The organism is Kaistella sp. CFF1-2 (assembly GCF_059509915.1).
Genome location: NZ_JCAKLF010000003.1, coordinates 136,187 through 159,505, shown reverse-complemented (window position 1 = coordinate 159,505; position 23,319 = coordinate 136,187). Strand labels below are relative to the sequence as shown.

At 35.9% G+C, this 23,319-nt stretch carries 15 protein-coding genes; 2 read left to right on the top strand and 13 right to left on the bottom strand.

Annotation, left to right across the window (positions count from 1 at the left end):
- Positions 1–208: 208 nt before the first annotated feature.
- Both AC5XHR_RS10000 and AC5XHR_RS09995 read right to left on the bottom strand, forming a co-directional pair.
- On the bottom strand, positions 209–544 hold the full coding sequence (locus tag AC5XHR_RS10000) for a helix-turn-helix domain-containing protein (protein WP_495950645.1): 336 nt from the start codon (positions 542–544) through the stop codon (positions 209–211).
- On the bottom strand, positions 526–957 hold the full coding sequence (locus tag AC5XHR_RS09995; protein WP_495950644.1) for a transposase: 432 nt from the start codon (positions 955–957) through the stop codon (positions 526–528). Before AC5XHR_RS09995 ends, AC5XHR_RS10000 begins: the two co-directional genes overlap by 19 nt.
- Positions 958–1,478: 521 nt before the next feature.
- Here AC5XHR_RS09995 and AC5XHR_RS09990 point away from each other — a divergent pair.
- Together AC5XHR_RS09990 and AC5XHR_RS09985 are read left to right on the top strand one after the other, a co-directional pair.
- Positions 1,479–3,431: an ATP-binding protein gene (locus AC5XHR_RS09990; RefSeq protein WP_495950643.1), complete on the top strand. Its 1,953-nt coding sequence runs from the start codon at positions 1,479–1,481 to the stop codon at positions 3,429–3,431.
- Positions 3,428–4,057: a response regulator gene (locus AC5XHR_RS09985; RefSeq protein WP_495950642.1), complete on the top strand. Its 630-nt coding sequence runs from the start codon at positions 3,428–3,430 to the stop codon at positions 4,055–4,057. The genes AC5XHR_RS09990 and AC5XHR_RS09985 overlap by 4 nt, the downstream gene beginning before the upstream one ends.
- A 100-nt stretch (positions 4,058–4,157) precedes the next feature.
- Here AC5XHR_RS09985 and AC5XHR_RS09980 read toward each other — a convergent pair whose 3' ends face one another.
- The 11 genes from AC5XHR_RS09980 to rplA form a co-directional block, all read right to left on the bottom strand.
- Positions 4,158–4,718 (bottom strand): phage tail-like protein, encoded by a 561-nt coding sequence (locus tag AC5XHR_RS09980; RefSeq protein ID WP_495950641.1) that lies wholly within the window; start codon positions 4,716–4,718, stop codon positions 4,158–4,160.
- A 25-nt stretch (positions 4,719–4,743) separates the two neighbouring features.
- A complete protein-coding gene (locus tag AC5XHR_RS09975) occupies positions 4,744–7,968 on the bottom strand; it encodes a phage tail-like protein (protein WP_495950640.1) in 3,225 nt (1,074 codons plus the stop codon).
- A gap of 197 nt (positions 7,969–8,165) precedes the next feature.
- Complete coding sequence (locus AC5XHR_RS09970) at positions 8,166–8,726, bottom strand: phage tail-like protein (RefSeq protein ID WP_495950639.1); 561 nt, start codon at positions 8,724–8,726, stop codon at positions 8,166–8,168.
- A gap of 23 nt (positions 8,727–8,749) precedes the next feature.
- On the bottom strand, positions 8,750–16,159 hold the full coding sequence (locus AC5XHR_RS09965) for an Ig-like domain-containing protein (RefSeq protein ID WP_495950638.1): 7,410 nt from the start codon (positions 16,157–16,159) through the stop codon (positions 8,750–8,752).
- A gap of 161 nt (positions 16,160–16,320) precedes the next feature.
- Entirely contained in the window at positions 16,321–16,863 is a 543-nt protein-coding gene (locus tag AC5XHR_RS09960; protein ID WP_495950637.1) for a hypothetical protein, read from the bottom strand.
- Between the two features lie 443 nt (positions 16,864–17,306).
- Positions 17,307–17,858, bottom strand: coding sequence for a phage tail-like protein (locus AC5XHR_RS09955; protein ID WP_495950636.1), 552 nt, complete (start codon positions 17,856–17,858; stop codon positions 17,307–17,309).
- A gap of 75 nt (positions 17,859–17,933) precedes the next feature.
- A complete protein-coding gene (locus AC5XHR_RS09950) occupies positions 17,934–20,318 on the bottom strand; it encodes a phage tail-like protein (RefSeq protein WP_495950635.1) in 2,385 nt (794 codons plus the stop codon).
- 98 nt (positions 20,319–20,416) lie between these two features.
- Positions 20,417–21,007, bottom strand: coding sequence for a hypothetical protein (locus AC5XHR_RS09945; RefSeq protein ID WP_495950634.1), 591 nt, complete (start codon positions 21,005–21,007; stop codon positions 20,417–20,419).
- A gap of 581 nt (positions 21,008–21,588) precedes the next feature.
- A complete protein-coding gene (gene rplL, locus AC5XHR_RS09940; protein WP_495950633.1) occupies positions 21,589–21,960 on the bottom strand; it encodes a 50S ribosomal protein L7/L12 in 372 nt (123 codons plus the stop codon).
- Positions 21,961–22,009: 49 nt separating this feature from the next.
- A complete protein-coding gene (gene rplJ, locus AC5XHR_RS09935) occupies positions 22,010–22,600 on the bottom strand; it encodes a 50S ribosomal protein L10 (RefSeq protein WP_495950632.1) in 591 nt (196 codons plus the stop codon).
- A gap of 17 nt (positions 22,601–22,617) precedes the next feature.
- Positions 22,618–23,310 (bottom strand): 50S ribosomal protein L1, encoded by a 693-nt coding sequence (gene rplA, locus AC5XHR_RS09930; protein ID WP_495950631.1) that lies wholly within the window; start codon positions 23,308–23,310, stop codon positions 22,618–22,620.
- Positions 23,311–23,319: the final 9 nt, after the last annotated feature.

The window sequence follows — 23,319 nt, the reverse complement described above, 5'->3', positions numbered from 1 at the left end:
CTTAAGGACGATAAACTAGGCGAAACCACCATAAACACGAAATCCCTTTCATGAAATGAAAGAGTCCCAATGATTTATTTTTAAAGTGTTTCGTACAATGTTAGCGCCAAAAGAGGTGCAAAGATACAAAATTATTATTTGATATACAAATATTTACGAGATCAGCAGATTACTAAAAAATCCACCTCTATAAGATGGATTTTAAAGTTTATTTTGAAGAAAAATGATTTTTCCAACGTCGCACCGTATTTCTACTTATTGAAAAATGAGCCGCTAATTGACTATCATTAATTTCATTTTTACGTTGATACTCTAAAATTTCAGAAATGGATTGCAAATCATACGATCGATACTTTGAGCTTTCAATGTGATCTTTGGTGTTTGACTTAAAAATCTTCTGATTCAGCGCAATCACATCTCGAGATGATAGTTTCGCTTTAGCCAAAATACTTTTGCATTCCTTTTTCACATCGGGAAAGTCGTATGCAATAATGTCCTGAAATATTTTCTGATAATTAGGTCCTGTTAATACTTGCTTATCCATCTGTATAGTGTTGATTTTGGGATTCTATATTCTTCAATAACCTGCGAAATGGTTTTCTCATTTGTTCTAATTAATCTTAAAACAAAATCTATCACTTCTTGGGTGTAAATATTCTTGCGAAATTGTGGCAGAGCGGTCTTTTTCTCCTTTGGCTCTGGATTAATTGCTGCAACTGGCGCATAAAAAATAAGATGCTGAGAATACAACCTAAAAAAATCATATTCCAATACTTTGCTTAGTCGCAAAAGCGTATCGGTATCTATCGATTTTGATTCAAAAATTTTTGGTAGATCCTTTTCTGGCCAATCGATAAATCTAGCAATACGATCATAAGAAATACCACATTCCTTGATTCGATCTTCAATGTATTTTCCTATAAAAATGTCTTTTAAATTACCAATTGGATTCAGCATTATACTTGTGTATTAATAAGTGAGTTTTGAATTCTGATTAACCGTCATTATAACAAACAACATCAGCATTTAAACATAATTTTTCCAACGAAAATCGTTTATGCATATGTAGGGTTTGGGACTGCAAATCTATTTAATACTCTTAATTAGTTACACTCGATTTTCGGACTTATCTTTATCATAACTTTTACTTAAGTCTTGAAAATCAACCACAAAAAAAAACAGATACGCCTAAAAATCTGACGAAATTTAAGCTAAGTATCTGTATTTCATCATTTGTGTTTATAAGCAATTGACAATCAAAAACTATATACCAATTCCTTATACTGCAAAGCTACGTGTAAGTTTAGGGATTTAAAATCCCATCAACGGGGGCAATTTTCTACCCTAAAAAGGGGATAATATGATAAGAATACCAATCCCTAATATTGCATTTCAAACTTTATTTATTTACATTTGTTAATCTGATGTGCCACATCTTCAGACCATTTTGTTTCGTTAACTTGTAAAACATGCCATCAATGGGTTTCAGAAACTTCGGGTTCGCAATCTGCTATTCTATCATTAGGAAATTTTTAGTAGTATCTCTAGTCTCAATCCCAATCTCTAAATTTTTCGCTCAAGTAGATGATAAAAAATATTTAGATAGCGTTCAACAAGCAATAAATAAAGAAAAAGACGCGTACAAGAAAGCCCGTAAAATAATGCAGCTTTCTAATTTTTGGGCGTATCGCGACACCGTAAAAGCATTCAAACAATTAGATTTAGCAGATCCTTACATCAAAAATAACAAAGCGTTACAAGGTTTAAAACTGATTTATAAAGCTGGAATTATCTACGATAACGACATCCCAAGAAGTCTTGAAATTTATAAAGAAGCCGACGAAATTCTAAAAAACGCCAAAGGAAAACATGTTGCCGAAGACAGAGCTATTTTATGGCATAATTATGCAGCTTTGGAACAGCTTCGAGGAAACGATTATTTATTTCTGAAAATTATTATCGAAAAAAGTCTTCCACTAGCGAAAGAAGCCAAAAACGAAACAATTTTGGCAAGCTATTACACCGATGTTGGAAGTACGATGAATAACACGAAAGAGTATAAAAAATCGGAACAATATTTTCTCGAAGCCCTCAAAATTCTAGATAATCAAAAAACGGATGAATACAGCGCGAAAGTTTGGACTTTGCTGAATATTGCCAATATGTACATCAATTCTAAGCAGTTGGAAAAAGCAGAAACTCGTTTAAATGAGGCTTGGAAAATCTTACAAACCACTCCAAATTCAGAATATACTTCTTACTATTATTTGCAATTAGCGAATCTTCAAAACATCAAAGGAAACCAAAATTTAGCGATTGAAAGCATTGATAAAGGTATTGATGTATGCAAAAAACTGAAAGTGACGTATGATTTGGAGAGTCTTCAATTTGAAAAATACAAGCTTCTAAAAATTCAAAAAAGATACATCGAAGCCGAATTGATTCTTGAGGAATTGTTGCATGCAAACTATCTTGAAAACCCCAACAACAAGCTCAAATATTTAGGTGAAATGGCGTGGTTACAAAACGAATTGCAGAATTATAAAGAGGCATATCGCTATCAAAATTTATATCAAAAGCTGAATGACAGCATCAACACCAATAAGAAGCAAAAAGACATTCAGGAGCTAGAAACCAAATACGACACGGCTACCAAAGAAAATAAAATCCTGAATTTGGAAAGCAAATCGAGGTTGCAAAGCACCATTATTTGGGCTTCAGTATTGAGTTTGTTAGGAATTTCTGGATTTTCATTTTACGCGATTAATCAGAGGAAAAAACGAAACGCTCAAAAAATTAAAATTTTACAACAATCCAAAGAACTGGAAGTTGCTAATGCAACGATTGACGGAGGTTTGGTAGAGAGAAAACGCATCGCACGAGATATGCACGACAGATTGAGCGGCCGAATTACAGGCGTAAAAATGAATTTAGAATCGTCGGAAGCCTTCAAAGAAAATACAAACGTTCAAAAAAGTGTGAGCGAACTCGATAAAGTGATTGTCGAACTTCGACAAATCGTTAGAAACCTAATGCCAGAAACACTTTTGGCGCAAGGTTTAGAAAAATCGGTGCAGCATTTTTGTTCGTCAATAACTTCCGAAAAAACAACCGTTTCCTTTTATGGAAGCAACCTCGACGAAATTACGGATCGGTTTCAACAGCTTAACATTTATAGAATTGTTCAAGAACTGGTTACTAACGCCATTCGTCATGGTGAAGCTACCGAAATATTGGCGCAAATAACCTACGACAAACCCGTTTTACTAATTGATGTAGAAGATAATGGCAAAGGCTTTGATCTCGAAACTGTGCAACGAAATCTCGGACTGAATAGCGTTGAAAATCGAGTAAAATCTTTGAACGGAAACGTAAAATGGACTTCCACGCCTGGGAATGGTACTTTTGTAAACATAGAATGTCATTTATGAAAAAAATAAAAATTATCATTTGTGATGATCATCCTTTAATTATTGCAGGAATTTCTAATTTTTTGAAGGATAAAGAAGACATGGAAATGCTTGGTGAAGCTACTTCAAGTGAAGAATTATTTTCATTATTAGAAAAAAATGCAGCCGATGTGGTGATTTTAGACATTAATTTAAAAGAAGAAAATGGCGTTGAAATTTGCGCTGAAGTCACCTCGAAATTTCCAAATACCAAAGTGATCGGATTAAGCAATCTTGATGATCAAGAAACTATTGTAAAGATGCTGAACAACGGCGCTTCTGGATATCTAGTCAAAAACGCACCCTTAACCGAAATTGAAACGGCGATACGAAGTATTTACAACGGCGATATGCATTTGGGACGTGAAGCTCAGTTGGCTTTAACTCAATTTTCGAAAATTCATAGTCAAAATATTCCACCAACAACGATGCGCGAAAAAGATGTTTTGCGTTGGCTTGCGGAAGGCTTAACCTCAACAGAAATTGGCGAAAAACTCTTTATCAGTCCACAAACTGTTGACAGTCACCGAAAAAATTTAATGAAAAAATTTGAAGTCAGTAAAACGGTCAACTTGGTTTCTCTGGCTAAAAAATACAATTTGATTTAGTTCTTAAATCTCATTTTAATGTAAGAAGAGTTTCTTCAACTAAATTCAAATAAAAAAATCCACCTCTTTCGAGGTGGATTCCTTATTTAAGAATTAAATTCTATGGTTTCCAAAAAGACCAAACTTTACCGTTGAAAACAGCTAATCTTTTTGCATTATTTTTATTCACAAAAACCATCATTCCGGGAGCGGGACTTGGAATTTCATTAACATCGGCAACGGTCGGTAAAACCATCGCTTTTGTATTGGATTCTAAAACTAGAACGCCATTTGCTGACGAAGTCGCTGCACCAATGATTGCTTTAGAGCTATTTTCTTCCGCTGTTGTTGGTTGGTTTGCTAACTGAGTAGCAACGTCTCCATTTTCTCCGTTGAGATCTTTCCAACCAGCAGTTCCTGCTGTTGTATTCGCATTATAAAATTTAATTCTTGAGCCTCCAGAAGATGATGCATCAAGAAGAATTGTTCCTTCTACCAAGCCCGTTGCAGTTGTTGGCATCGTTCTTACATAGGGCAAAACCAATCCTTTTTTCTCTTTAGAAAACTCTAGCAGCACTGATGTTTTATCGGTTGCAGTTCCTACGGCATCTCCAATAATAACTTGTCCAAAACTGAATGAACTAACTAACAAAAGTGAATTTATGATGAATATTTTTTTCATGACATTTCAAATTAATTGATAAAAATTACGGACACGTTTGTGTATTAAAGCATTTCCATACTCCATCAGAATAAATTTTTAAACATTTATCTGTGATATCATACACCATCATTCCCTCTTGCGGATTGCTAATTGTTTTAACAGTTTCTAGATCATTTTTAGAAACTCGTGTTGGGACAAAACCTTTCGTATTCGACTCTAATACGGTATGCGCAGAAGGTCTGTTCATGGGCCATTGATTGTCGTCTCCACCTGCTCTTTTTAACAATGTTATTCCATGTTTTGTTTTATTTGGTGTACCGAAGTTGGTAACTGGATTATTACATACACAATTTCCAATATTTACTACAAGTTTTGTTTCACTCATACAACCTGTATTACTTGTGAAACGATAAATAATTTCGGCTGTTCCTGTTTTTCCGTACACTGCAGTTGCTAGTCCGGTTGTTGGATTAATTGTTATTAAATTCGTGTTATCGGTACTCCAAACACCAGTTCCAGAAGACCCTGGATTTGCAATCGTAAATTGATATTGATCTGGGTTTGAACTCTTACTACTACAAGCTATAGTAAATCCAGCCGGAGCTTGTATTGGTGGTAATGGCGGAGGCGCAGGTGCAAAGGAAATATCATCAATCGCTAAATCATTTCCATTTCCTCCGACTGAATTATTTCGTAAATAAATTTCTGCAGTTGCTGCAGTTGCAGTAAACTGAGCAGAATATCTTTTCCATTGAGTGGCAGAAATATCACCTGTATTAATTGGAGTAGCCATCTCTTGACCTGTTGCAGGATCAAAAATACCCATTGTTACATTTGGTCGAATACTAAATTTATCACCGACATCTGCTACCCAAAACGCTAATTCATATACAACGCCTGGAACCAAACCAGTAACCGTCTGTCTGAAAAAATCGTCTTTAGAATAAGATGCATTAAAAATCGCAAAATAACCATTTACAGGATTCCCACTTGCATCCACAGAGTGATCTCTTAAATTTGTCGTTGGCGGTCCGCCCCACCATCCCGAATTATTTTTAGTGATAATATAATATCCATCGGCTGCATTGTTATCATAACGATAATGGTAAGATGTAAAACCATTAATTGCAGGACCATTGGTTGGGCTAGATGCATTTCCTCCGAATGTAACAACATAATTTGTAGTACAAACATTAGGTACATTAACTTGATTTTTAAGAGCATTTGTATATACTACATTTACAACTTCACCTGTTGCTACATTAATTGTAGATTCACTGTTTGCAAGATTATAGCTTGAATTATTGGTTGGATCATAGATATTAATGTAATTATTATTCCATGCTGCATTATCAATTTCAGAGAGTTTATAAGTACCTGCCGGAACTGGAATCATAATAGAATTCCCAATAAAATTCGTCCTTACACGTTCGTCATCTAACCAAACAGCTTCTTCACCTGCAGGAACTGGAGCAGTTGCTTTTGTATAAATACTATGTTCTATTAATGTGCTATTATTCTTATTAATTCCCCACGCTTGATCTCCAGAACCACCAGTTAAACCATACAATCGTCTTGTCATTTTACTAGTAACCCAATTTCCTGTTGGACTTCTCCAATAAATAGCTTCAGAATAGGTTGAAAAAACAGTTCCGTCGTTACTAACAGCAATATCTCGGCTATTATCTGAAACAGCATTTCCTCCACTTGGTGTATTGTAAAGAATAGTTGGTGTTGCCGTTGCAGGATTAGCACTAGGTACCTTCCATATATTTCCGCTTCCACCAGTTCTAATAAAATAAATATCTTCTGTAGAAGGAAGAACATCAATACGATACGCTTTTAATGGATTTGCACCACTTAAATCGGGAACAACATTTGTGAAAACTTGCCAAGTATCATTGGAACCGTTTCCGGAATATTTATAAATTTTACCATCATCGCCAACCGCTGCTAAAACTTTCCCTGTTCCACCAGAAGCAACATCAAGAATTTTTACACCTGAATGATTGGAAGGATCCCAAATTTTTGTAGAACCAGAATCATATAAGTAAACCGCACCTAGTTCATCCGAATAAATAGCAGTTCCTGATCCGATACCATCTACAGATCTTGCATTGGTTACCGTTGTAGCAATCCAATTAGGAGCAGCAACAGGTCTTGTATAAAGAGTTCCGGTAACAACATGAACATCCTGAGAATTATTATTTGGTTGAATTACTGCCCACAACTGACCTTCGCCTGCACCATGGCTATTACCAAGATCAAAAGCATTTCCTACAGAATTTGGTTTATCATTAAGCTTAAAATTTAAAAAACTGCTTCCAGAAGTCCCAGCCAAAGTATAATCAAAATCAACCGACGCAACCTCACTAACTGCTTTTTTATGAACATAAATGTAACCCATATCTTCAACTGCGGAAACTGATAATGTGAAACCGTCTGTAGAAGTTACTGCTGTATCTGAACTAGCCCAATTATCTGAACTAGAATCTTTATCTCCACGAAGATACATTTTAAATGTTATCGTAGTAATTCCTGAACCATTTACTTGAACTGAACCTGATGCTGCCCCATTAGTACCATTCATTGTGGTAGCATTATTATTAATTTGGTTATTAGTTACAATCATTACATCATTTCCAGATAATTTCGAGAGTGATGCAGACCTAACATTAGTACTCAATAAATCAAATTCTGTTGAAAAATTGAGATTATTTAATGCATTTCCTCCCAAACCAGCTAAGTGAACAATAGGATTATTAACTGGTCTATTAAATGTTATTTCAAGATCACCAATGTAGGTTCTATTTAATGTAGGTATTTTATTTTGTCTTAAAGGAGCTGTATAATTATTAATTACAAAAGCTTGATTATTTGCAATATCAATGCCCGTTCCAGCTGCAGCATCGTTAGATGTATACATTGATTTACTAGGAGTTCCTAAATACCCTAAATTGTTTAAAACAGTCCCACCTGATCCTGCAATTACATTAGATTTCGTTCTTCCCTGACTACCCCAGTCAAATTGATGGTTTTTTAGAGTAACAGTTGTCTGTAAAGGATTAGGAAAATTAATTACATCGTTATTGGTCGGATTACCAGAATTGTAAGACATTGTAGCCGTCGCTGATAAAGTTTGTCCAGTAGTAGGATTACTTGTAGAGCCTAGCATTTCCCAATCCGCCTTTGCTTGTGCAAAAGCATAAATGCTAAAAAAGCAAGTCATTACAAATAGTAATGAGATCTTCAATAGATTTTTGTTCATAATAAAATTGTGTCTTAAATTTCTCTACTAGCAAAAAAAAACAATTCCCTACTTGCGCATATACAAGAACATGATTTGCTTATTTTGCTAATGAGCGTGCAAATGTACGAAAACTATTATTTAAACTGTTAGCACTCAAGTTAAAAAAGAAAAAAAGCCCGCATAAAATGCAGGCTTAAAAAAATTAATTTTTAAAATTATGGTTTCCAAAAAGACCAAACTTTACCGTTGAAAACAGCAAGTTGTTTGCTTGTGGTGTCGTACACCATCATTCCCGGTTCTGGGTTTACGATGTTTAAGTGTGGACTTGGTACTTTTGGTAAAATCATTGCTTTGGTAGTATCTTCTAAAACCAAAATTCCGGGTGTGGAAGTTGGTGTTCCGATACTGGCTTTTGCGCTGGGTTTATCTGTTAAAGCATCTTGTAAAACAGTGTTTACAACTCCCGTTGTGTTCACATTCTGGGTTCCATCTACAGTTATGGTTTCATTTTTTGATAAATTAAACCAAGACCCGTCCGCTTTTTTATACTTCATGATTTTATCATTGGTATCAAAAACGATGGTTCCTTTTTCAGCACCTGTTACAGCTGCCGCAGAAGTTACCCAAGGAACGACAATTCCTTTACCTTGTCCCGCAACATAATCTCCGAATTCTAAAGAAACAGAAGTGTTTGTTACGCTAGACTTGCCTATTGCTACTTGCGCAAATGCACAAGTAGAAAATAGAAAAGCTGATATTGCTAATACGTTTTTCATTGTATTGAATTTTAAATTAAACATTATGGACAAGCCGGAGTTGAATAACAAGACCAAACTGTTCCGTTGTAGATTTTCAGACAGTTGTTGGTTGTGTCGTAAACCATCATGCCTTCTACATAGTTTGCAGTGCTGATTCCTACAGGTTTTCCTGTTGTATCAAATTCTACTCTGTTCACTACGAAACCTTTTGTTTTCGCTTCTAACGTTGTCCAAGAACTTTGTCTTACCATTGGCCAGTTTCCGTTTGCTTCACCTGCTCTACTCAACGCCGTGATTCCATGTTTTGTTGGAACATTTACACCTGTGTTGGTAGTTGGGAATTTATAACAGTAACCTGCAACTGTATCAATTGTTGTAAGATATAAAGTTGCGGTATCACAAGCTTGCGGAGTTCCGTTATCGCATTTTGTATAAACAACTTGCGCGGTTCCTACAAAGTTCGGATCTGGTACATAGGTATAAGTTCCGTTTGCATTCAAAGTAACTGTTCCTACACCTGCAATAGTTGTTGGGCTATCAATTGTTAATGCCGTTCCGTTGAATGTTCCTGCGGTAACCGTTGTTTGGTTATTTTCTGGATCTGAATCATTGGTTGTAACATTTCCATTCATTGTAGTTCCTTTAGGAGCAGAGTTCGCATCATCATTTGCATAGGTCGTATTTCCTAATTCCAGATTTACCGTTAAGTAAATGAATGCGGTGTCTGTTCCACCATTACCATCGTTTGCAGTGTATGTAATTGGATTTACTGTTCCTACAAATCCTGTAGCTGGAGTGTACGTATACGTTCCGTTTGGATTTAAAGTAACTGAACCTGCATTAGAAACGGTTGCTCCAGCAGCATTTACTCCTGAAACCGTAAATGCAGTTCCTGGTGTTACGGAAGCTCCTCCGAAGCTAATTCCTGATACTGTTAAAGTATTTCCATCTGGATCGCTGTCATTTGCTAATGCGTTTCCTGAAACTGGAGTGTTCATTTCCGTTCTTGAAACATCATTAATCGCAACTGGATTGTCATTCTGAACTGAATTCGCTGGTGGAATCACTTGAATTTCTAATGTTGCGCTATCTGTTGAACCAGAAGTGTTTCTAGCTGTATACACAATTGGAACTGAACCTACAAATGTTGCAGTTGGAGTAAATGTATATGTTCCGTTTGCATTCAATAACATGCTTCCTGATGCAACTCCATTTGAATAAATAGTTGTTGCCGTACCCACTGGTAAATTAGTTAGAGTTCCTGATGCATTGTAGAATTGCGCAGATTGAACAGTAATTGCTGTTGCAGCATTATCATTTGTAACCACGCTTCCACTTACTGGAACATTTTGCGGTGTTTGGTTGACATCATCAATAGCTTCAATGTAACATTCTGAAACTGCTGCATTCTGCGAAGTTCCAAGACCTTGTCCGTTACCAACCACAGTAGGAACACCTAAATTTGTTCCTGCAGTTGTACCAACACAAGATGCAGAATTACACAAGTTTTGGTTTGGTACTTGAGTAGTAAGATTTCCACCTGCAGTAACCAATTGTGAAACTGTAATGTTGTTTGCACCTTCAATTGCATCTGTACAACCATCTCCATCAGAATCCAAATCTAAAATATTTGGAATTCCATCACCATCTAAATCACAAGGAACATAAGAGAAAATACCAAAATCAGTATAATCTAAATTATTATCCAAATTCTGAATAGTGATGCTAGAAACCATTTGAGTTCCAAAACCTTTTAGCAACGCAAACTGATCTTTTGCTGTTGTGTTTGTTGGATTAACCGTAATATCACCCGTTAATGGATTATAATTTGCAGCAGGTGCTCCGTTTGGATTTCCAACTAAAGGTTGTTGCGCAAAATGATTAATTGGTGTACCACCATTAATTTGAACTTTAAAATGTGTCGTAGTTGCTTGGTCACCATCGATATCTGCTACAAAAATTCCAATTTCATTTGCTGGAACAGGGGTACTGAAGTTGTAAGTAACCGTATGCATCGTATTATTTCTAATAGATTTCAATGGATCTGCATTTACAGCTGGGTTGTTAATAATAAACTTATTTTTCAACGTGCTGTAACTAGAACTTGTCCATCCAGAATTATAAGCAGTAGAACTAAGAGTAGCTGTAAAGTTACTTGATGTTTTACCTCTCCAAACTCCATTTATCATCTGAATATTGAAAGAATTACAATCTTCAAGAATGTCTTTAATTCCGTCATTATCAGAATCTAAATCGATTTCATCAGAATAGCCATCTCCATCAGAATCCAAGAAAACTTGAATATAAATATTGGCTGAATCACAATTTGTAGGGTTTGCTTTATCACAAATTGTATAATTCAACACATAATTTCCAGGAGCAGTTCCTGCTGGAATATTTACATTTCCATTAGCGTCAATTGTTGCACCTGCAATGCCACCGTTACTGTTTAACGTAATATTTACTTGTGTTGACGGTGATGTAATAGCAGCACCAATTAAAGTATCATTAGCTGTAATAACCCCAACAGTTCCACCCAATGTATTTGAAACATTAAAATTATTATAGTAATCATCAACTGCATCAATTACTCCTCTAACACCAAAGTTAGCGTTGGTTACTGGAGCACCGTTTACATCAACATTCAATTTTCCGTCTGGAGTACCATCTGTACCTGCCCCTGTACCTAGCTTTTCACCCAAATTCGACCAACCTGCTGGTAAAGTCACTGCTGGTGGATTAGATCCTACCGTTGCGGTAGCCGTTGTAATCTGGATTGTATAAATACCCGCAGATGTTTGCGGGAAACTGTATGTTCCGTTTGCAGCTACAGGAACTGTTGCAACAACTTTTCCGTTATTTCTATCGATTAACACCGCATTTAAAGTACCACCAAGGTTGGTTCCTACTCCATCAATTGTATTTGCTGGAGTTCCTCCTAAACCATTCGCGTCATTAAATACATTACCCGAAATATCTTGTGGGAACGCCGTAATTGGAATACTACAAGATGCTAAATCTGAAGCCCCACTAACATTAGCCAATTGAGTAATCGTAAAGTCATTATTTAAACGATAGATACGATTAGGAGTTCCTAAATAGATTTGTCCGGATGCGTTAAATGCAATACCTGTAAAGGTTTCGCTATTTGCATTTGGTGCTGAAGAAAGCAATAAAGCAGTGCTTAAACTTGCAACAGAAGTCGTTGGAAGCGGTGCACTAATTTTAAATAAGCTGTGAGTAGCTCCTGAAGGGTTAGTTCCATAAGCAGATGATAAAATCCAAAGGTTATTTTGACCATCAATTGCAATATCACCACTTACTTCCTTGTCCTTGATAACCGTAACTACATTTCCGTTTTGATCAACAAGTTTATTGGTAATCAATGTCCATGTATTTGCAGCAATGTTATAATAGTACAACTCAACACCTTCATTTAACAAATAATATCCTGTTCCATCTGCTGTAACAACTCCTCTAGGAACTGTTCCTCCTGCATGCGGGAATGCATAAGGTGTAGCTAATGATGTCTTCACATTGGTTAATGGATCATAAGACACGAAGCTTAATGGATTATTACTTGTTTCAAAATAGTAGAACTTCTTAGAAATTACACTATAGCCCAATGCATTTGGCGATACGCTAGTAGTATTAGGGAATACAGTTCCTGTTGTGCCCGTAGATACATTTACTGGCACAATACCCGAAGCTCCTACAGAATAAATCACATTAGGATCTGTACAAACTTGAAGATCGAAAACACCTAGAGACGTTAAATACAATGTCGCTTTATCACAAGCTTGAGGCGAACCATTATCGCATTTTGTATATATAACCTCAGCTGTTCCTACAAAATTAGCTTCTGGTGTAAATTTGTAGGTACCATCACCATTTAAGGTAACACTTCCTACACCTGATATTGGAGAAGCAGTTCCTAAGGTTAGGGTAACGCCCGTAGTATTAGAACCACCAAAGAAAACACCACCTGTTACACTTGGTGAATCCCCTTCCGGATCTGTATCATTTGTTAAGACGTTTCCGTTCATGGCTATTCCTTTCGGAGCCGAATTCGCATCATCATTTGCAAACGTAGTATTACCAACATTTGGTTTTACCGTGATGTAAATATTTGCTGTATCGGTTGCTGAATTTCCATCGGAAATGGTATAATTAATAGGATTAACATCACCTACAAATCCTGCTGCAGGAGTGTATGTATAACTACCATTTTGATTAATTGTAATTGTACCCGCATTCGCAACGGCAACACCTGCTGGATTTGTACCCGCAACAGTGAAACTTGTTCCAATGGTTATCGTATTTGCACCTTGTTTTGCTGCTGTAATTGTTAACGTATTTCCATCAGGGTCGCTATCATTCGCTAATGCATTATTGGTAACTGTAACACCCACTTCAGTAAATGAAGTATCGTCTTGAGCAATTGGTTTGTCGTTCGTAGATGAATTTGTAGCTGGAATAACCTGAATGGTTAAAATAGCCGCATCAGTTAAACCACTTCCATTTGTCGCAACATAATTCACCGGAACTTCTCCTACAAAAGTAGTGGCTGGGACAAATGTATAAGTACCATTCGGATTCAACGTCATTGTTCCCGCAGCGGTTGTTCCACCAGGATTATAAATTGTTGTAGCCGTTCCTAATGGTAGATCAGTTAAAACACCTGATGAATTATAATATGTTGCAGATTGAACTGTTAATGCTCCATTGGTAGAATCATCGTTTGTAATCACATTTCCGTTAACCGAAACGCCTTGCGGAGTTTGATTGATATCGTTTACCGCATAAATTCGACAAACTTTAACAATTACTTGAGCAGTATCGCAATTGTTTTTACAAATTTGATACGTAATCGTATAAGTTCCTTCTGGAGTTCCCGCTGGAACGATTAAATTTCCATTAGCATCGATGGAAACACCAGTCATTCCGCCATTATTGGTAACGGTAAATGTCATCCAAGCATCATTCACTGGAAGCCCGTACATTAAGTCGTTTGCACTAACATCACCTGCGGTTCCACCTGTAATTGAAGAAACACAATTTGCCGAGAAATCATCATCAATCGCATCCATTAAACATGGATTAATTGTCTTATCATAAGCCGATCCTGGACCTTGACCAACATCGTTTCCGATATCAAATGTCCCTGAATTTACAATATTTGGAACACCAAGGTTTGAAGGTAAATTACCTACACTACCATTTGCAGCGACATTAATTGCGCCATTTCCTAGTAAGTGATCTGATCTTAGTTTTTCATCACCTTCAATTGCATCCGAACATCCATCATTATCAGAATCCAAATCTAAATCATTTGGAATTCCATCTCCGTCGGTATCGCAAACTCTTACAATATGGATGTCATCAATCGCGATATCATTACCATTACCACCTTCTGAATCATTCATTAAAATGAATCGAATTTGTGTGTTATTTCCTGGATTGAAATCGAAAGAATATTGATGCCATTGCTCATCTCTAGCGATATTACCCGTTGAGAAAGCTTTAATTAAAGTTGTTCCATCGTTCGTTTTTATTAAAACTCGAACATTTGGTAAAACTCTATTATAATTACCAGCATCGCAAGTATTATTAATAGCATCTACATTTAGCGCCCAGAAACTTAAACGAACTGGCGTATTTGCAGGAACTGTAATTCCGCTTCTATTATAAAACTCTTCCGAAGGATTGTATGTCGCATTGAAAAATGCCATTCTACCATTGGTATCACCAGGTGTATGATCTTGAGTTAAGTTCATCCAAGCGCATGGCGCCCAACTTGCCGTATCTCCAATACTATTAATAATGGCATAAAAACCATCATTTAATTGACCACCTGTACTTGTATTAAAATCCCACGGAGTTGCCATGTAAGTGTAATTGGTGTAATTGGTTGTTGTTCTACCACCAGTTCCGAAATTTTCAACAAAGAAAGGAGTAAATGCGGAACAAGCCGACGCTTCATCTGTGTCTAAAATACCATCATTATCATCATCTAAATCTACAACATCGGCATACCCATCTCCATCTGAATCTAAATAAACTTCAACCGTAATTGTAGCTGTCGAACAATCGGTAGGAATTGATTTATTACAAATCTGATAGGTTAAAATATAAACTCCAGCTGGCGTTCCCGCTGGTATTGTAAGGTTACCACTTGCATTCAAAGTAGCACCATTCATACCACCATTATTGGTTAAAGTAATATTTACTTGTGTTGGTGATGTAATTAGTTGTTGATTAATCATATCATTCACCGTTACAACTCCTACAACCCCTCCATTGGTATTGGTTACGGACGGTGTATTGTACCCATCATTTCTAGCTTGAACGGTATTACAACCCGTTGTTGCCTGTGTAATATCAATCGACTTAATATTGGTAATGCCGTATTGATCTGTTAATGTCACCGTATAGGTACCAAAATCAGCAGCTGATAAATTGACTCTTGTTGGATTTTGCTGCGTTGATGTAAATCCGTTAGGACCACTCCAAGAGTAAGTTACCCCACTTGTAATCGGAGAGGTTGCTTGTAAATTAAGAGTATTGCCCACGCATAGATTGGTGCTTGTAGCAGTAGCTGCCAAAGCCGGTACATAAGGTACAACTTCAACGGCTGTCATTTGGAAATCATCTCCGTCTATACCTTGCGCGGCACTGGTTACTTTAAACTTTTCTGAAGTTTGCGATGCTTGAAAAGTTACTGAAATCCTCTTCCAACCTTTTAACGCGGAAGCCTTATCTGCAGCTGTAAGATTAAGAAGCTCTATATAGGCATGCTCAACTCCATCAGGAAGTCCATCAGCACCACCCGTTCTTAATCGGGTTCTTGGATAAGCAGGAGCATTTGCCCCAGCTGTACCATCCAATGCATTCTTTACGTAAGCGTAAAAAGTATAGTATCTTCCAACTTGTAAACCCGTAATTGTATTTTGCCAAATTAAATATTCAGGAACTGCCCATGGTTGATTACCACTACTTCCTCTTTTAGCTAGATACCCCTCTCCAAAAGCATTACCATTAGAATATAAATACGTATTACTAGGGTTTACATTAAGGCTTGGATCACCAGGAAAAGGAATAATATTTAATTGTTTAGCAGTTAAATTTGGCCAAGTTCCTCCCATTAAATTGTATTTATTCCTTGCAAAATTTGCATTTTCAGTAGAAAAACCAGGACAGGAATCTTCAGCTCTTATTGTACCATTTGGTGAGTCAGTACAATGATATGCCTGGCTCCACATATTCGAAGTAGAATTTTGCCCCCCAACTGTTGTAGCTGGATTACTTGTTGCGACAACACCTCCACCTGTGTCACCTCCAGTAGTTGCAAATTTACCATTTACAACAAGTGAGTTACCACTTGTATTTGGTGCAGGTTCATAACCAGCAGGCGCCGTTGTAGATGTTACTTGACTTTGATATATTCCCATCGAAAAGACGAGTATCAATGAAGTAATTGTTTTTTTAAAATTTAGAGTTTTTATCATCTTAAATTTTATAAATGTGTTATTTTTTATATGAAAACATTTTCATCATTTTAAATAATGATGACTAAATAGGATTTGAAACCCTAGTCAAAAGATTTTAGAAACTAGACCATTGGAGGAGGCCGAATCGAAGCCGTTCGCAAATAGTAGGATAACTTGTAATTATTTACATAGTCTCTATTTACGGATGTATGTTTTATTTGAAGTAAGAACGAAGCAGCATCAATTTTTCCTTCAATTGATTTTCCTCGTACTTTTTTAATAAAATGTTCAACTTGATTGATTGCACACGAAACGTTGCTTGATTTTGTCGAAAAGGAGTCAGAACTTTTACTAGGAAAATAGGTATAATTTATTTTCTTAGGAAGCTTCACTGCACTCTTCTTAGTTTTCGTTTCTGCAGCGGCAACTGGTTTTGTTTTCTCCTTTTTATTATGATGTAGAGAATTTGTCTTTTTGGCGGCATTTCGTTCATTATGAAATGATTTTTTCTCATAAACGATAGTGCCCGCTACTTCTCCTTTATTAAAATACAAAGCATCACTTTGTACATAAATTTCCCCAAGACTAATGCTTGTATTTTCTAATTTTTGAGCATCAAAAAATTGAACGGAAATAAGAAAAAGTATAAATACAAGAATTCCCATCCGCATTCTATTTTGGAAGACAACAAAATCAATTAATTGACTAGAACTAGTATGTATTTTTCTCAAATCTGGTTGTAGTATTTTATCAAATTCCCATTCCCTAACTGGGAAAACGGCTAGACATGACAATATTTACCTACACTCTTGTATAAGTAAATTCGATTGTAATTACGTGGGGTTTTAAGAATTTAGAATCTCTAGAAAGACTCCATTAAGAAGTAGTTTTTTTCATTCATATTTTGTGTTTTTATTTTCACAAAGATAGAAATAATTACTGACGAAAATTTATCGAAAAGAGAAAACTAATAAATTAAAAAGTAAATACAACAAATTTACCCTAAAAGGGGGATGCTGTCACGAAGTAAAAACACCCAATTGATAATCGTAATCTATTATAAAAAAAGTCACCAAAATTTAGTGACTTTTATAAAAAATATTAGATTTTAAGGTTTCCAAAAACTCCATTTACTTCCGTTGTAAACGGCTAATCTCTTTTTTGGGCTGGTTCCCGTTCCTTTAACATAAACCATCATACCCGGCGAAGGGCTTGGGATATTGTTAACATCCGAAACCTGGGGTAAAACCATTGCTTTTGTATTTGATTCTAAAACCAAAACCCCATCGTTCACGGCAGAAGAAGTTGCGCCAATAATGGTTTTAGCTGTTACAGCTTCTGAGACCTGAGCAGTTGTTGGCTGGCTGGATAAAACAGTTGTTATGTTTGCGCCTTGCCCACTAAGATCTACCCAACCACCGTTATAATATTTCACTCTCGCATCTGAGGAATTAGAAGCATCTAAAACGATAGCACCTTGTGTTGGGCTACTTGCTAAAGTCCGAACATAAGGAAGAATCAAGCCTTTGTTATTGGTATTTGCAAACTCCAACAAAACCGACGTTTTATTGCTTGCAGTTCCTATATTATCTCCAATAATTACTTGAGAAAATAGAGTCCCCGAAAATACTACTGTTATTATGATTAATAAATTTTTCATTTTTAATGATATTTAATGTTAAAATAGGATTCAAGAAGCATCCTTATTATGCAGATGCTTCTTTCTCACAAATTATTACGGACAAGCGGGTTTGTTGAAACATTTCCAAGCACCTTCTGAGTAAATTTTCAAACATTTGCTGAAGGTATCGTAAACCATCATCCCTTCAACAGGATTTGTTATTTTGGTAATATAATTAGCTGCCGCAGATTGTGCAGGGTCAGATGTCATTCTTGTAATAACCAAACCTTTGGTATTGGATTCTAAAACGGTGTACGCCGAATTTCTAATCATCGGCCAGTTTCCGTTGTCGGCGCCAGCTCTTTTCAACAAGGTAATACCGTGTACCACTGGGACTCCAGCATTTGTTGTATTTGGATTATTATAACACGCAAGTGTTACTAATACAGCATCATTGCTCTTAATATTATTACAAGAACCTCCTAATCCATTATTAGCACATTCAGATTGAGCGCTTGTTGGAAGCGTATTAATATTGGGATCCGTAGCATCAGGATCTGTAACATCATTGGTACGCAGAATTGCTGCTTCTACAAATTGATTTCCTGCTGTTGCAGTATTACTTACCGTTACTGTAATAACGTATGTAATTTCACAACCATTTGGGAGGTTAAGAGACGAAGAATAGGTATTTGAACCTGCATTATAACTCAATGCCACACTTTCGCTTCCGCATCCATTTGCAATAAACTGAATATTTTGAGGCGACAAACCACTCGGAATTTTAAAGGTAAAAGGAGCGCCCGTTACATCACTTGGCCCCCCATTTTTCACTTTCACAGTATAGGCTACTGCATCACCTTGATGAAGGTTTGTTTGATCAGGAGTTATTGAAGAAACCATTAAATCTGCACTTTTTACTACAACACTTGCTGATACTGATGTTTCTTCACCTTTAATAAATGTCCACGTATCAATAGCTCGATTATCTCCAAATTGATCAAAAAACCCTGATCCTCCAACTCCCCAGATATGACCATTTGTATTACTGCTAAGTCCCGTGCTATTTGCAGGTGGCAAATGGCTGTTGTTTTTAGGATTTGGATTAGAACCATTTGACGAATTTGGGATATTACTATCATTCCAATAAACAATATCTGAAACAACTTGATTCAAATTGGCATAATTCAATAATTCTACAATAGTTCCAAATCTATTGTATTCCATATCCATATAAGGGAAATGCACTTCTGCACCGTGTAATCTGATGGTAATTGTAACCGGAAACGTGCCTACTGGGGATGCGTTATTAGCACCATCTTTGCTATCCCAATAAATTTGATTTAATCCTGCTGAAGAAGCTCCTGTGAGTACACGGGTTACAAAACTTGGGTTTGCAGGAGTTCCCGTAATTGAGATGGTGTAATTGCCTTGCACATCTGCATTGAATTTAATATAACCCCCTTTATTACTCACCTGCCCCGGAGTACCTTCAACCCCGGTTAAGGTTACATTACTAACTTGCGGTGTCACCACGGCGTTTTTCAACCATGTTGTATTACCAGGAACTGCACCAGCAGATGAAGCAGGCAAATCTGAGCTTGGCAAAGTATAAAACATTTTGTGAGTAATGTTTTGGTTAGTATCTGCATTATTTGGGTTTTGCACTCTTCCCACTAAATTTGATGCTAAAGAACTCGGCAAACTATTATAAATAGGAAGTTGAGTATTGGCATCCAAAAAACCATTGTTATTTACAAAAAAAGTAAAGTAAATACCATTATTTCCATTATTGCTCACCCTGTAGGTATAGCCATCTTTGGTAAGAGTGTATAATTTCCCATAAAAGCCACTAGAGTTAACTTGCCCCGTTCCGTTAGTTAAATTTAGAACATTAGTATAAACCCTTCCAGGAATAAATGCGGTATTGCCGGGGTTGATTACTGAAACGTCCCAAGCCATAATACCTGCATCACCAGTACTTTGAGTCCAATTAGCGTTTGCATTAAAAGTATTTTGGGGATCATTTGTTGCTCTTGCTACAAATTCTACCCTATAAATTCCATCACCTCCATTAGGTACTAAATAATAGATAGGTGTATATCTATTCCCACCAGTTTGTCCAGATAATTGCGGACCTGCTAATTCTGCCGTACGATTAGTTATTACTCCAGCAGAAGTATTATCAACTAATACAGTTCCGCTAGGAGAATACAATCTTATTTTGGCATTTCCTCCGGTATTTTGTGCACTAGAAGCCATTGTAATCCTTTCACCAGCTTTGGCATAAACATAATGAAATCCTTGGTTTGGAAAAGGCCAGTTAACCGTAGGTGTGTTGCTGGATCGAAGATAGGCACGTACACCTGTAGCTCCGGATGGATAAAGATCTTTGGAACCATCTGCAAATAGAGAATTACTACAGAGAATGGCGGCAAAAATCATCATTACGCGAAATAAACGTAGAGATTCTTGCCATGAGTATATTATTAATTTCATGAATTTGTATGTTTTGTTAATATTTTGTATTAAAAAAAATGAAAACTATAAAAAAGTAAATTGTTTGTATATAATGTCATTTAGAAATAATTTTTACATTAACAAGTAGGTGGCGGCCTGGAAAACAAAAATTGGGATAACTCTTCTGTTTTCTCAAAATCTACTGTATAAATCTTCATTAAATAGGTGAACACATGAATATTACTTGAAATAACAGAATAAGCAACGATATTCTTTGAAAAAGAAGTAAGAGAAATTACGGAGTTTTTAGTATTGGTAAAAGTAGCTGTATTAAAAAAATCTTCTAATTTGGTACTTTTAAAAACAAATCTGGGCGCAGGAGTTTTCGGGAGATTTTTAATTTGATTTTTAGATTCTTCCTTGGAAACGGGTATCTGTTTCTTGATCTTAACCGTTCGAACTTCTTTAGCAATTTTACCATCCAAAGAATCATTTATCTTTACAATTTTTGAGTTAGTTGCCTCTCCTATTTCAATTACAATAGAAGCACCCGAAACATAAATTATAGGTTGTTGGTCTTGCTGCGGCTCATTAATCTCTAATGCAGTCGCATTAAAAAATGAAGATATGCAAAGAAGAGGCAAAAAAATCAATTTCAAAAAAAAGGAATTAAATTTCCAATTTTCGATTATTGATTTTGTTGCTCTAAAGAATAATTTTTCTTTCATGCTTGTGTTTGTGTTTTTTTTCAAATCATTTCTTAAAGAAATAATTTTCATCAAAGGTAATAAACACAAAGGATATTCTACACAAGAAATTCTAAAATATTTTCTATTGCACAACAAAAAGGGTGAAAACACCTTTCTTAAGATTTCAAAAACACCCAATTCACAATAAATTATTCATTATAAAATCAGTTTTATTTTATAATAATTAATAACTTATTAATTATTGAAAAAAAATTAATAATCACAACACTAACTTATTGATAATTTAATTTTAACTAAACTAACAAAATTTGATTTATTATAATAAATCTGTTAATTTTTGTTAATTAAATTATACAGAAATATAAAATAATGCCATGTTATTCTTCATTTACAGACCTTCTAATTAATAAAAAAATCTATTTTATAAAAAAAATCAGCCTGTCGAAGGTCATTTTTAAATTAAAAATTTTTGCTTTTCGGGAGATTCTCATCTTTGTATTATATCATTGTACAGTTTTTAGGGTTACTATTGATAATATATGAAAACAAAAAATACCCTCACTTTTCAGTAAGGGTTATTTTGATTGGTGAGGAAGGAATTACTTCAATTCAACTTCAGCTCCAGCTTCTTCAAGTTGCTTCTTAAGAGCTTCAGCTTCGTCTTTAGAAACACCTTGCTTAATTGCAGCAGGAGCTCCGTCTACGATATCTTTAGCTTCTTTAAGACCTGCACCAGTTAAATCTTTTACTAATTTAACGATAGCCAATTTAGAAGCACCAGCTGATTTCAAGATTACGTCGAATTCAGTTTTTTCTTCAGCAGCATCTCCACCTGCAGCACCTCCTGATACTACTACAGCAGCAGCAGCTGGCTCAATTCCGTACTCATCCTTAAGGATAGCAGCTAATTCGTTTACGTCTTTTACTGTTAAGTTTACTAGCGTTTCAGCTAAATTTTTTAAATCTGACATTGTTGTAATGTTTTTGTTGTTGTACGATTATATTATTTCTTGAGTGTAATTATTCAGCAGCAGGAGCCTCACTTCCTTCTGCGCTTGCTTCTGGAGCTTCTTCAGTTGCCGGAGCTTCTGGAGCTGCTTCCACAGCTGGTTCAGCAGTTTCTGCTGCACCTTCTGCTTTGTTTTGTAAAGCAGATACCAATCTTTGGATAGGCGATTGAAGTAATCCGATGATTTCTCCAAGCATCTCTTCTTTAGATTTGATGTTTGCTAATGCACCAAGATTCTCATCACCTACGTAGATAGTCTCTTGTACGAAAGCTGCTTTCAAAGCTGGCTTTTCAGCCTTTTTTCTGAATCCTTGGATTAATTTTGCAGGACCGTTTGCAGTCTCAGCAATCATTAATGCAGAGTTTCCTTTGAACGATTCAAACATTTCAGCGTAATCTACACCTTCTGTCTGTTCCATTGCTTTTTGCAAAAGTGTATTTTTTACAACTCTTACTTTGATATTGTTTTTGAAAGCTTGTCTTCTAAATTCTGAAGTTTGTGTAGCGTTCAATCCTTCAAGATCTGCAACATATACTACTTTTGCATCCTGAAGCAAATCTTTGATCTCTTGTATTGCTACAACTTTTTGGTCTTTTGTCATTGTTTTAGGATTTAATATTAGTTAACAGATTTTGTATCGATTGCAATACCTGGGCTCATAGTTGAAGACAAGAAGATTGACTTCACATAAGTTCCTTTAGCAGCAGTTGGCTTCAACTTCAATAATGTCTGGATAAGTTCCTGAGCATTTTCTTTGATTTTAGCCGGTTCGAAAGATACTTTACCAATTCCAGCGTGGATGATACCGTACTTGTCTACTTTGAAATCAATTTTACCAGATTTTACTTCAGAAACCGCTTTTCCGATTTCCATAGTAACTGTACCTGATTTTGGGTTTGGCATTAAACCTCTTGGACCTAACACACGTCCTAATGGACCTAATTTACCCATTACAGCTGGCATCGTAACGATAACGTCAACGTCTGTCCAACCGCTTTTGATTTTATCTAAATATTCGTCAAGACCTACATAGTCTGCACCTGCTTCTTTAGCTTCAGCTTCTTTATCTGGAGTTACAAGAGCCAAAACTCGTACATCTTTACCAGTACCATGAGGAAGAGATACAACACCTCTTACCATTTGGTTCGCTTTTCTTGGATCTACACCCAAACGTACAGCGATATCTACAGAAGCATCAAATTTAGCTGTGTTCACTTCTTTTACAAGAGCTGAACCTTCTTCTAAAGAGTATGCTTTATTTTTTTCTACTTTGCTTAAAGCTTCTTTTTGCTTTTTCGTTAATTTTGCCATTTCAATAAG